Below are 12762 nucleotides of genomic sequence, written 5' to 3'. Positions count from 1 at the left end.
TCAGACGTTCTCGGACCGCCTGGCCGTCCAGTCCGTGCTCAGCGGACGGAAGGCCGGGCGGTTCTCCTCGATCCACGAGTCGATCCGGGCCCACCAGTCGTAGAGCCAGGCCACCCGCTCCTCCTCGCCGGTCGGCACCTCCTCGGGCGGGACGCTCCAGAAGCGCATGACCAGCCGCTTGTCCATCGGCAGCTCCTGCCAGACGTCGGCGACCGTCATCATCCGGTCCAGCCCGGTGTGCGCGACGAAGATCACGCCGGCGTCCGGGGCGGCGTCGATCGCGGCGAACAGACCGGTAGGTTTCGGCGGGAGAACATTTTTCAGTTGCTCGGCTTTCCGCGCCAATCCGGTCATTCCCATGGATCGAAGCTTGGCGATGGCATTCGTACGGCGGCGAGGGGTGAAATTACCCCCTTCCGGAAAAATCACGAAAGCGTCGTTCTCGTCCAAGCCGGTGGCCAGCTCCGAGATCTGCTGCTCCAACGTCGTCGTGCCGGTCCGGCCCGGCGAGATGAACCGGTTGGGCAGCCGGTTGAGCATCACGTCGACCGCCGGATCCCACTGCAGCGTCGCCTTGAGGACGATGCGCGGCTCCCGGTCGAACCAGTTGACCAGCCCGTTGATGAGGATAAACGAGTCGCCGGGCCCGGCGTGCCGGCTCACCACGATCTCCGGCCGGCCCGGGATCGCCGTGTCCGGGTCGGTGCCGACCACGTCCACGGTCAGGTGCAGCGACCAGCGGGCCAGCCAGAACAACATGCTCAGGAACCGGCCGGTTACGACGTAGTGGGCGCGCTGGAACGCGGGCGTGCGGATCTTCCAGCCGAAGCCGGAGGCGACCCACAACCCGGCCAGCACGATCAGGGCGACGGCGTCCCACACCAGGTAGACGATCGCCAGGAACATCAGGCGCGGCACCCGCAGATGACCCGGGACCAGCGGCGACGCGGCGAGCGCCAGCAGCAGCCAGACCGGCAGCGTGGCGAGCAGCGCGAGCGCGAGCAGCACCACCACCGGGGCGACCACCAACCGGCGGATACGCGTGGGCAGGACCATCAGCTGCCGTTCGGGCCGGGCAGCGGGTTCACGTTCATCGCCAGGTATCGGCGGGAGGCCACGTACGCGCGGCTGATGCGCCGGCCCACGGCCGCCATGTCCCGGTACGCCCACGGGGTGTCGTCGCGCTTCTCACTGCCGCCGCTCGGGAGGACGTGCACGCGTACATCGTCGGGCAGGGAAGCGAGCTCGCGGGCGAACCGATGCCGGCGCGCGATCTCGAACGCCACCTGCGCGACCTCCCACGGCCGCTTCGGCACGGTCAGCGGCCGCTCGATCCGGCCCACCTGCAGCACGAAGATCAGCTTGGCGCCCACCCGGACCGCCTCCCCGATCGGGATCGAGTTGACGATCCCACCGTCCACGAAGTGCTCTCCGGAGATCTCCATCGGCGGCAGCAGCCCCGGCACGGCCGAGCTGGCCAGCACCGCGTCCACCAGCGGCCCGCTGTCGAACCAGTGCTCGGCGGCCCGCTCGATGCTCGCCGCGCAGCACCGGAACGGAATCTTCAGCTCGCCGAACGTGGTGTGCTCGCCGATCTCGCTCTCCAGCAGCCGGCGCAACGGCATCGGCGAGTGCAGGTGGGTCCGCGCCGCGAACCGTCGCAGCTGCCGGCCCACCGAGTCGCCGTAGACCGCGGCCGCTTCCGGCGACGTCCAGAGCCGCACAAGACGGTCGGTGACCGATTCGCTGGGGTCGGCCGCGACCAGGGCGCCGTTCACCGCGCCGATCGACGTGCCGATCACCATGTCCGGTCGGAAACCGGCCCGGAACAGCGCACGGAGCATGCCCACCTCGACAGCCCCGAGTACGCCACCCCCACCGAGCACAAACGCAACCGGACCGTTGACCATGGGTTCATCGTGGCACGCCGCGTCCCCGGCGCCCCGGACCGGTGGGGTCAGAGCCCGATCTGATGCTGGAACGCCGCGGGCATCGGGACCACCATCGACGCCGGTGGCCGTTGCACATCGACCGGGACGCCGATGTCGCTGTATCGCAGCGTCACCTTGTCCAGTCCGTCGGCAACCGCGCCGACGTCGATGACGACACCCGTCAGCCGGTGATGGTCGTCGGTGGTCGCGGTGAACGGGACCGACACCGCGTTCCGGTGCAGGTCGGCCGCCACCTCGTCGGGCGGTGCCACCAGGGCCAACGAGATCGGGCCGAACGACATCCGGTACATCGAGGCCCTGGTGAAGTCGAGGCTTCCGGTGTATTCGCGCGGCCCCACCTTGGTCACGTTGGCGGCGGTGGTGAACATCGTGCCGAGCTGGCCCGGGCCGGCGCCGGTGAGCTGGAGGCGGGTGCGCGCCGGCAAGCTCGCGAGGTCGAGGTGCATCCATCGGCCGTCCGGGGCCTGACCACTTGGGGCGAATGCGCCGTTCGCCATGACGTAGCAGTCCATGTCGATCTGGCGCACCGACAGGCTGGCCGCCTCGCCGGCCACCAGGCTGACGTTGATCCGGTGATGCGCGATGTCCATGGCGCCGTCGATGCCGACGCCGGCCAGCGTCGTCATCCGGACTCGCAGGGGCGTACCGCCGAGATGAGCCGCGGCGACCTGAAGATCCTCGGAGGGGCGCTGCGAAACCTGCGCCCCGAAGGCCAGCAGAATCATCCCGGCGGATACGAAACCCGCTATCGCCAGCCGTCGCCCGTTCATGAGTGCCCCCGATCAGTGCGGGATGTCCACTCCGGACGGTAGCGATGCCCTACCAGGGCGTGATCAGCACGAAACTTGATATGCCGGGCACGTCCGATGTTGCACGAAGCGTCACGCGAGGCGCTTCAGCAACGCCTCACCGACCGCTTCGGCGGAGGCCGGGTTCTGCCCGGTGATGAGGTTGCCGTCGACCACGACGTGCGAGGACCAGGCCGCCCCGCCCTCGAACGTGGCGCCGGCCTGGCGCAGCCTCGTCTCCAGCAGCCACGGCGCCTGGTCGGCCAGCTGGGCCTGCCGCTCCTCCTCGTCGATGAACGACGTCATCCGCCGGCCGCGGAACAACCAGCTGCCGTCCGGTGCCCCGGCCGGCAGGAACGCGGCCAACCCGTGGCACAGCGCGACGACGGTCTTGGTCTGGTCGGGCAGCATGGCCTCCAGCACCCGGGCGATGTCCGGGTTGACCGCCAGATCCTGCATCGGTCCGTGCCCGCCGGGGATCAGCACCACGTCGAAAGCGGCCGGGTCCACGTCCTCAAGCCGGGCCGGCTTCTCCAGCACGCCGGCGAGCCCGTCCAGGTAGCCGCGGATCTCGTCGGTGTCGACGCTCTTCTGGTCCGCCACCGGCACCCGGCCGCCCGGTGTGGCCACGGTGATATCCGCGCCGGCCTCCGCCAGCATGCGGTACGGCGTGACGAACTCCTCGGCCCAGAAGCCGGTCGGGTGCTGGGTGCCGTCGAGCCAGGTCCAGACGCGTGCGGACGACAAAACGATTAATACGGACGCCATGTGTTCCTCCATTCGAAGCCTGACTCGACCGTACGAGCCGGGAACCGAACCGGTTATGCCGGATGGAGATATCCGCTTCGGCGTACGCTCGCGAACGTGATCGACCTGCGGCATCTCAGCACCTTCGTCGCGGTGGCCGAGGAGGGCAGCTTCTCCCGGGCCGCCGACCGGTTACGAATCGCCCAGTCGGCGGTCTCCCGGACGATCCGCGACCTGGAACGCGACCTCGGCCGGCAGCTCTTCGACCGCAGCACCCACCACGTCGCGCTGACCCAGGCCGGCCACGCCACGCTGGACAGCGCCCGCGCCGCGCTGGCCGCGGTCGACACGTTGCGTGTCACCGCCGACGACGCGGGCGACTGCATCCGCTGCCCGCACGACGGGCAGAAGAACGGCCTGGTGGAGGCGTTCTAGACGAGTAAGTCCTAAGCCGAGTCAGTGGCCGCAGGCGCGTCAATGGCCGCCAGGCGCGTCAATGGCCGCAGGCGCGTCAGTGGCCGCCAGGCGCGTCAATGGCCGCAGGCGCGTCAGCGATCTGATCACCGTCCAACCGCCAGCGCCCGCCACCCGTCTCGCATATCCGATATTTCCGGATATTTCTTGGTTCGGCTGGGCCGTTGGACGGGCGGGCCCGGCGCGCAGCCGCGCGGCGCTTCCATTCCGTGAGACGGGTGACCGCCTGCTGAGACCCGCGCCCGCATCATGGACCGACCGTCCGCAATGTGAGACCCGCGTCCATTGTAGAGAATACTTTTGTCCTATAACGCGGCTTTCGCCCGGCAGCTTTTTCCGGTCGAATGTGAACCTTGGAGAGTTGTGGCTCGTATGTGGGCGCAACTCTCCAAGGTTCACAAAAATCCACGATGTGACCGCGGTGTCCACATAGCGGGACCCCGAGCCGCGAACCGCGAACGGATCGGCACAGCGCCTCAGCCCCTGGTACCACCGCGGCACCGCAGCCCCGCAGCCCCGCAGCCCCGCAGCACCGCAGCACCGGGACACCGGGACACCGGGACACCGGGACACCGGGACACCGGGACCAGATCACTCGCCGCCTACCACCACGGTTAGGACTTACTCGTCTAGGGGAGGTTCTTCACGTAGGCGCCGTTCTGGTTCTGGAACTCCCAGCCGTAGAACTTGTCCCAGTTGATCGACCACGTCATCAGGCCGCGGAAATTCGGGTTGGTGCCGCTGCGCGGCGCGTAGGAACCGCAGTTCGTGGCGCGGACCAGGCAGTTCACCGCCTGCTGCACCGCGGCCGGCGCCACATAGCCGTTGCCGGCGCTGACCGAGCTGGGCGCGCCGAACGCCACCTGGTCCTCGCGCAGTGCCGGGAAGAGGTTCGCGGTGTTGCCGGCGACCGGGAAGCCGGCCAGCAGCATGTCGGTCATCGCGATATGGAAGTCGGCGCCGCCCATCGAGTGGTACTGGTTGTCCAGTCCCATGATCGAGCCGGAGTTGTAGTCCTGGACGTGCAGGACGGTGAGGTCGTTGCGCAGCGCGTAGATCACCGGAAGGTACGAGCCGGCCCGCGGATCCTGGCCGCCCCACGGACCGGAGCCGTAGAACTGGTAGCCGAGCTGGACGAAGAACGTCTCCGGCGCCATGGTCAGCACGAAGCCGGCGCCGTACCGCGACTTGAGTGAGCGGATCGCCGCGATCAGGTTGACGATGACCGGCGTGGTCGGGTTCTTGAAGTCGGTGTCGCCGGTGTTCAGCGACAGCGAGTGACCCTCGAAGTCGATGTCGATGCCGTCCAAGCCGTACCTGTCGATGATGGCGCTCACCGAGCTGACGAACTTGTCCCGCGCCGCGGTGGTGGTGAGCTGCACCTGCCCGTTCGCGCCGCCGATCGAGAGCAGGACCTTCTTGCCGGCCGCCCGTTTCGCCCGGATCGCCGCGATGAAATCGGCCTCGGACTCGACGCCCGCGCATTCCGAGGCGGGGCACAGGGTGAAGCGGATGTCACCCGACGTGGCGCTGGTCGGCTCGCCGAAGGCCAGGTTGATGATGTCCCAGTTGGCCGGCACGTCGGCCATTCGCAGATAGCCGGACCCGTTAGCGAAGCTGGCGTGCAGGTAACCGATCAGCGCGTGCTTGGGCAGCCCACCGACGGGCGGCTGGGTGGGCGGCGGCGTCGGTGGCGTCGTGGGCGGCGTGCTCGGAGGCGTTGTAGGCGGCGTGGTCGGAGGCGTTGTAGGCGGCGTGGTCGGCGGAGCCGTCGGGGGATTTGTCGGATTTGTGCCGCCGCCGCATGTGCCGCCGTCGGCCCAGACATCCCACTGCCCCGAATGTGTCGAGGGCGCCTCGTTCTGGGTCCACCACTTGGCGGTGTAGTTGTGGCCGCTCTGCGAGGCGACGCCGCCCTGCGTGTAGACGGCGCTCGCGCTCCACGCCGGCGCGCACGCGGCCGCGGCACTGGCGGAGGTAGCGAGGTAGGAGGTGGTGCCGGCAGCCGCGAGCACCGTAGCCATGGCGAAGATCATCGATCGGCGCATGGCCAATTATTAGGACTGTTAACTGTAAATGTAAATAGATGGACGCGAATTAGGGAGCCTGCGCTCCATCGGTCTCCGGCGGCGTCGGCTCGGTCGTCGGCGGCTCGGTGGTGGGCTCCTCGGTGTCCGGCGGCGTCGTCTGCGGCGTCGTGGCCGGAGGCTGACGCGGGGTCGTCGGGTTTGACGTCGGCGGCCGCCTCGTCGGCGTGCGCGTCGGTCGCACCGTCGACTCGGTCCGCGTCGAGGTGGGGTCGCCGGGAGCGGTCGGCTCGAGCGTCACCGACGGTGCGTCCACTGTGGCATCCGGCGAGGGCGGGAGGCTCGGCTCGACTGTCACGTCCGTCGACGGCACGCCCGAATCGGCCGGGAACGGCGCCTCGATGCCCGCCTGCGCGGGCGAAGACTCCGGCACCGCGTCTCCGCAGCTCACCGTGCCGGCGTGGGGCACCGCGGCACCACCGGCGGTCACCGTGCCGGCGTGGGGCACCTTTTCACCATCGGCGGTCACCGTGCCGCCGTGGGGCACCGCGGCACCGACGGCGGTCACCGTCCCGCGCGCCGACGTCGCGGTCTCCGGCTCCACCGCGAACACGGCGGGGCCCGAATTGACCACCGCACCCTTCGCGCGGGAGACGGTCAACTTCAACGGTTCGTACGCCCCACTGGTGCTGGACGTGTCCGCCACCAGGCGCCCGCCGTCCACCTTGACCGTGCCCGACGGCGTCTGATGCCGCCCGGCGCCGGTGGCCAGCGCGCCGATCTCGACGCGCGAGCCGGAACAGAGCCGCGCGACCGCCCCGCCCTTGAACGTCAGCCGGGCCAGCGCGTCCCCGCCGACCACGACCTGGTCCGACGTCCGCAGATAACGCGTGGCGCCGGCGGACAGCGACACCTGCTCACCACCGATCAGTACCGTGATCCGTCCGGTGTCGACACTGAGCCGCACCTGGTCGGTCGGCATCTCGGCCCACGCCGGCCCGGCCCGGAAGGACATGCCGGTCAGCACCAGCGCCAGGATCAGTAACGCCGCGGTCGCCCACCACAGGCGCTTCTCGAACGCGGCGTCCCGGCCCGGGTCGGCCGGCTCCAACGGAGGCTCGGCCGGCACCGCCAGCGGCGGATACATCCCCCCGCCGGGGGCGCCCGGACGCAGCGCGCGATTCGAGGTCACCGGCATCGGCGAGCCGGGCGGACGGGCCCCGACGAGCGGCGGCAGGTCGGACGCGTCGGGCAGCATCCACAGGCGTACCGGAGTGCGGGTTTGCGCGACCATGCCGGGATGGCCCTCGCCGACCGGGCCGACCAGCGTGCCGCGCCGCAGCTCGACACCGCCGTCCAGGGCGATCACCCCGGACTCGACGACCACCGCGTGCGTGGGACCGTGCAAAACGACCGGCGCGCCCGCCTCCAGGTCGGCTGGATGGGCCGACGCGACCAGCGCGAGCCGCTGGTCGACCGACAGATCGGCGAGCGCGGGCGTGTCCGCGAACAGCATTTCCGCCTCGGCCCGGTCCGGAAACGGCGGGCCGGGCAGCGGTCCGACCACGGTCGCCACGGTCGCCGCCGGAATCGCGAGCAGGCTGGTGCCGGAGGTGTGCCAGTCGAGCTGCGCCGCCCGGCCGGTCAGCGCGTCGGCGAGCCCGACCACCCCGCCCGGGCCGGCGCGGTGCCGGATCGTGCCGGGCGTGTCTCCCGGCCGGCGGGCCGCCATCGCGCCCTCGACCACCACGTAGACGGCGGCCTGAGCGGCACCGGCGCGCACGATCTGCCGGCCGGTCGGCGGATGCTCCCAGCGCGCCCGGGCGGCCAGGTCACGCAGCGCGGCCTCGGGAAGTCCACCGAGGTCGGACGAGCGCAGCGCGGCCAGCCGCAGCGACTCGTCATCACGCCGGGAACGGCCGGACCACCAGCGGCTCAGGCGGGCGAGCAGGAAACCGGCCGCGGGGGCGGCGACGCCCAGCACGATCAGCAGGAACAGCAGCGCGCCGAAGACGCCGTCGTGCCACAGACCCGTGGCCAGGCCGGAGATGCGGTCGGACCACACCAGGACGGTCAATGCCACGGCGAAGGCCAGCCACGCGACGGTGAGATATCCGTACAGGGAAATGAGGCGGCCCTCGCGGTCGAGCGACGACCACCGGGGTCCGCGGCCGCGCAGCCGGCCACTCACCCAGGCGAGAGCACGCGCGCGCAGCTGCGGGATCTCCAGCCAGTCGGTCAGCAGATAGTGCCCGTCGAGTGGCAGCAGCGGGCTGAGCCGGAAGAACGCGTTCAGGTAGAAGAGGAAAGCAATCTTGAAGGTGAGCCCGGCGAGGAACGGCAGGGCCAGGCCGACGAGCTGGGCGAGACCGGCGAACAGGACGGCGCCGAGCGGACCGGCCGCGGAGACGAGCAGGCGGGCGCGGCGGCCGGCCATCCAGACGTCGCTGGTGTCCACGAAAAGCGACGGAACGCCGAACGAGAACAGCAGTCCGGCCGCGGGCACCTCACGGCGCCCGTGTTTGACGGCCAGCGCGCGGGCCAGGTGATACACGGCCAGCACGCCGACGTTCAGCACGACCAGCAGGATCGCGCCGGCCAGGTAGGACCCGCCGCCGGCCAGGAACAGCGATCGACTGCCGCGCGACCACGTCGTGGTGAACAACGCGAGGCCGAGCACCGCCAGCACCGCGGTCAGCACGGCGCCCGTGCGGTTGAAGAAGGCCGCGCCGCCCGCCCGATAAAGCGCCGTGATGATCCGGTCGGCCCGGACGACGAAGCCGCGGGCGGGGCGCGGCGGCAGCGGTTTGCGGTACGGCTCGCGCAGCGGGCGGAAGGCGTCGCGCGGCAGGTCGGCGAGCATCCGGTTGCCGGCCAGATCGGCGACCACCCGGTGCACCTGGTCGGGTGCGAGCCGCCCGGCGATGCGGGCGAACTCGGCCACCAGCAGGGTCACCGTGAACCCGCCGTCCATCAGCAGCGCGATCTGCCACTCCTCGGGGGTGAGCCGCAGATAGCCGGCGCGGGCACCGTCGTCGGGCGAGCGCAGCATGATGTAGTCGTTGCCGCGCGCGCCGGTGAGCCGCACCGCCTCGATCCCGGCCCGCAGCACCGGACGCGCCCGCGCCGGGTTGAGCCGATCGACGACCGCACCCCACAGCCCGGGGTCCACCGGACCGGACGGCTCGGCCGGCGCACGCCCGGCCAAAGCCTCCCAGACATTCATCCCGGTATCGACGTACGTCAACTGAGGATGCCTCTCCCGCAACGCGCCGGACCGCACGAAGGCGCTGCCCACCGCGGGCGACCACCGCCGGCGGCGAAATGGAGAGTAGGCGGTCCGCCGCCGGGAAAGCGAGTCCCCCTGGCGCGAATGGACAAAAAGCGTACGGCGGGTGAGTGGCAACCCCCTTGCCACGCACCCGCCGTACCGGGAGGAGAAGTCTTACTGGGACTCGGCGAGAGTCACCGTCACCTGCTTCTCGGCGCCGTCCCGGGTGAAGGTGATGGTCATCTTCTGCCCGACCGTGCCGGACTGCACCAAGCCGACCAGATCGTCCGAATCGGACACCGTCTTGCCGTCGACCTTGGTGATCACGTCGCCCTGCTGGAGGCCGGCCTTGGACGCCGCGCTGTTCGGCGTGACGCTGCTGACCAGGGCGCCGCCGTTCTCCGCGGCGGCGACGCTGACCCCGAGCGCCGGGTGGCTGACCTTCTTGCCGGCCATCAGCGCGTCGGCGACCTGCCGCGCCTTGTCACTGGGGATCGCGAAGCCGAGGCCGATGTTGCCGGAGCCCTGGCCCTGGGTGGCGATCGCCGAGTTGATGCCGATGACCTCGCCGTTCGTGTTGACGAGCGCGCCACCGGAGTTACCCGGGTTGATCGGGGCGTCGGTCTGCAGCAGGCCGGACATCGTGGTCGAGGTGCCCTGCTGCTGTTGCTGCTGGCCACCGCCGAAGGGCTGGCCCTGATCCTGGCCCTGCTGGTCGTCCTCGCTCTGCGACTGGATCGTGCGGTCCTTCGCGCTGACGATGCCCGCGGTGACCGAGCCCTCCAGGCCGAGCGGGCTGCCGATCGCCAGGACCGTGTCGCCCACCTGCATCTTCGCGCTGCTGCCGAACTTCGCGGCCTGCAGGCCGGACGCGCCGTTCACCTGGACCACCGCGAGGTCGGTCCGCGGGTCGGTGCCCACGATCCGGGCGGTGGACTTCTTGCCGTCGGCGAAGATGACCGTCACGGTGCTGCCCTCGGCGGTCGCGACCACGTGATTGTTGGTCACGATGAACCCGTCGGCGGTGAGCACCACGCCGGAGCCCTCACCGTTCTGCGTCGTGATCGAGACGACGCTGTCCTGCACCGCCGAAGCGATCTGCGCCAGCGAGGAGCGGTCCACCACGCGGGTGACCGACGAGTTACCGGTCTGCACCGCGGGAACCGAACCGTTGTCGTCGAAGGCCATCGCCGTCGCGGCACCGACACCCCCCGCGCCTAACGCGATCACCACGGCCGCGGCGGCGCCGAGTAAGACCTTGCGGCGGCGATCCGAGCGCGGCGGCGCCTGCACGGCGGCGCCGACCGGGGCGGCCCAGACCGGCTGCGCGTCGCTGCTGGGCCAGGTGGCGGTGGTGCCGTCCGGGCCGGCCGGGGGCGGTGGGGTCTGGCCGCCGCCGGCGGCGTGCTGCGCCGCGTGCTGCCAGTTCGCGTAAGCGGACTGCGGGTATTGCGGGGTGGCCTGCGGATACTGCTGGTAAGCCTGGGTGGGCTGCGGATAGCCCGGGTGCCACGGCGTCTGCGGCTGCTGCTGCCACGGGCTGGCCGGCGGCTGCGGGCCGGTCGCGGGCTGGGCGCTGGCCGGCGGCATCTGCGCGCCGGCCGCCGGGGCGGCCCACTCACCGGTCGCGGGAGAGGCCCACTCACCGGAGGCGGGAGTGGCCCACTCACCGGTCGCGGGCGAGGCCCACTGCGGGGCGCCGGACTGAGACTGCGCCGGCGGCGCGGTAGTCGGCTCCACCGGGACGGTCGGGTCCTCCGGGGCGGGCGGCTCCTCGGACGACTGCGCCTCCGGGCGGGGGCCCGGGACGGCGGCGTCCTCGCGCTGCGGGTCGGTCTCGTTCTCGTTCATGTCCACAACATTGCCCCGTCGTTCTCGTACCGGCCTGTGTTAGCCCTGGATGTTTTCTGTGAACCCCCGTCCAACCACCCCGCCCACCACCCCGGAGCGGACTAAAGGCCCTGCTCGTTGAGCGTGGGCAACGTGACCTTGAAGGTGGCGCCCTGCCCAGGCTCGCTGATCACCTCGACCGACCCGTGATGTGAACGAACGATTGCGGCCACGATCGCCAGCCCCAGACCCGTGCCGGTGGCGGCGCGGTCGGTGTGCCGGGTGCGGGCCTCGTCGGCGCGGTAGAAGCGCTCGAACACCCGCGCCCTCTGCTCGTCGGACAAACCGGGGCCGGTGTCGGACACTTCGACCACCGCGCGGTTGCCCGGCTCGGCGTACAGCCGCAGCGTCACGTCCGCGGCCGGCGGCGTGTGGACCAGCGCGTTCGTCATCAGGTTGCCGATCACCTGCCGCAGCCGGGCGTCGTCGCCGTACGCCACGAGCTGCTCCGGGCTGTCGCGCACCTCGAGCTTGATGGTGCGTTCCGGCGCCGTCGCCTGGGCGGCCTCGACCGCGTCCAGCGCCAGCACCGGCAGCTCCACCGGGGCCAGCGTCAGCGGGCGTTCCCGGTCCAGGCGGGCCAGCAGCAACAGGTCCTCGACCAGCAGGCCCATCCGCGCGGCCTCGTCCTCGATGCGCCGGACCAGGCCGGCCACGTCCTCGTTGCGGGTGACGGCACCCTGGCGGTACAGCTCGGCGAAGCCGCGGATGGTGGTCAGCGGCGTCCGCAGCTCGTGCGAGGCGTCCGCGACGAACTGCCGCATCTTCGCCTCCGAGCGCACCGCCCGCGACTCCGAGGCCTGCGCCGACTCGGCGGCGTCCCGGGCCACCACCTCAGCCGCCCGCGCCGCCGTCTCGGACTGGGCGCGCGCGATGAAGGCCGCCTCGATCTGGGCCAGCATCGCGTTCAGCGCGCGCGACAGCCGGCCCAGCTCGGTGGTCGGTTCGCCGTCGTGCTCCTCCGGATCGGGGACACGCTGGGTCAGGTCGCCCGCCCCGATCGCCGCCGCGGTGCGTTCTATCTGGCCGAGCGGGATCAGGCTCTGCCGGACGATCGCCGCGCCGACCGAGGCCAGCGCGATCAGCACGCCGACGCCGACCAGCACGTCCACCCAGACGAGCCAGGTGATCGCCTTCTCGATGACGGAGAGCTTCTCAGCGACCTGGATGACCGTGCCGTTGGGGCTGACGGTGACCACGACCCGCCAGTAGACACGCCCGCTCGACGAACGCACCGTGTATGGGTTGTCCATCACCTGATACACGTTGTTGAGGCCGGTGACGAGCGGGGGCACGTCCGTCGGGCTGAGCTTGCTGTCGCCGGCCTTGCTGCCGCCGACCCCGTCGATCGTGCTCAGCGAGACGTAGTAGTCGCTGGGAATCGTGAGTTTGGCGCTTTGCGTGCCGGCCAACGTCTGCGCGTAGATCTTGATGGACTCATCGAGGCGCCCCAGCAGATAGTTGTGCAGGGCATACGTGCTCGCCGAACTGATCAGGGTGAGCGCGGCAAACACCAGGACCAGCACGGACGCGACTAGTTTGGTCCGGAGCGACACTCGGCGCAGATTGGGCTGCGCCGGTATCGATCGACGGACCCGCTCGGTGAGGGTCAC

At 70.9% G+C, this 12762-nt stretch carries 9 protein-coding genes; 1 reads left to right on the top strand and 8 read right to left on the bottom strand.

The genetic code is table 11. The features are described 5' to 3' along the window. The 4 genes from HH310_RS05345 to HH310_RS05330 form a co-directional block, all read right to left on the bottom strand. On the bottom strand, window positions 1-1056 hold the full coding sequence (locus tag HH310_RS05345; RefSeq protein WP_169174235.1) for a 1-acyl-sn-glycerol-3-phosphate acyltransferase: 1056 nt from the start codon (window positions 1054-1056) through the stop codon (window positions 1-3). Continuing rightward, window positions 1056-1910 carry a patatin-like phospholipase family protein gene (locus tag HH310_RS05340; protein WP_169174234.1) on the bottom strand — a complete coding sequence of 285 codons (855 nt, stop codon included), beginning with the start codon at window positions 1908-1910 and terminating at the stop codon, window positions 1056-1058. The genes HH310_RS05345 and HH310_RS05340 overlap by 1 nt, the downstream gene beginning before the upstream one ends. A gap of 47 nt (window positions 1911-1957) precedes the next feature. Beyond that, entirely contained in the window at window positions 1958-2722 is a 765-nt protein-coding gene (locus HH310_RS05335; RefSeq protein ID WP_169174233.1) for a hypothetical protein, read from the bottom strand. 111 nt (window positions 2723-2833) lie between these two features. Beyond that, window positions 2834-3508 carry a type 1 glutamine amidotransferase domain-containing protein gene (locus tag HH310_RS05330; protein WP_169174232.1) on the bottom strand — a complete coding sequence of 225 codons (675 nt, stop codon included), beginning with the start codon at window positions 3506-3508 and terminating at the stop codon, window positions 2834-2836. A 96-nt stretch (window positions 3509-3604) separates the two neighbouring features. Between HH310_RS05330 and HH310_RS05325 the strand changes: the two genes are divergently transcribed. Further along, on the top strand, window positions 3605-3922 hold the full coding sequence (locus tag HH310_RS05325) for a LysR family transcriptional regulator (protein WP_211191721.1): 318 nt from the start codon (window positions 3605-3607) through the stop codon (window positions 3920-3922). A 668-nt stretch (window positions 3923-4590) separates the two neighbouring features. Here HH310_RS05325 and HH310_RS05320 read toward each other — a convergent pair. The 4 genes from HH310_RS05320 to HH310_RS05305 form a co-directional block, all read right to left on the bottom strand. Then, a complete protein-coding gene (locus HH310_RS05320; protein ID WP_169174231.1) occupies window positions 4591-6009 on the bottom strand; it encodes a chitinase in 1419 nt (472 codons plus the stop codon). A gap of 49 nt (window positions 6010-6058) precedes the next feature. Beyond that, complete coding sequence (locus HH310_RS05315) at window positions 6059-9235, bottom strand: cyclic nucleotide-binding protein (RefSeq protein ID WP_169174230.1); 3177 nt, start codon at window positions 9233-9235, stop codon at window positions 6059-6061. A 198-nt stretch (window positions 9236-9433) separates the two neighbouring features. Continuing rightward, window positions 9434-11110 (bottom strand): trypsin-like peptidase domain-containing protein, encoded by a 1677-nt coding sequence (locus tag HH310_RS05310; protein WP_169174229.1) that lies wholly within the window; start codon window positions 11108-11110, stop codon window positions 9434-9436. A gap of 101 nt (window positions 11111-11211) precedes the next feature. Continuing rightward, complete coding sequence (locus HH310_RS05305; RefSeq protein WP_169174228.1) at window positions 11212-12762, bottom strand: cell wall metabolism sensor histidine kinase WalK; 1551 nt, start codon at window positions 12760-12762, stop codon at window positions 11212-11214.

Origin of the sequence: Actinoplanes sp. TBRC 11911 (assembly GCF_012933445.1) — a bacterium.
GTDB lineage: Bacteria > Actinomycetota > Actinomycetes > Mycobacteriales > Micromonosporaceae > Actinoplanes.
The sequence above is the reverse complement of the archived record's forward strand: the minus strand, read 5'-3'. Positions and strand labels throughout refer to the sequence as shown.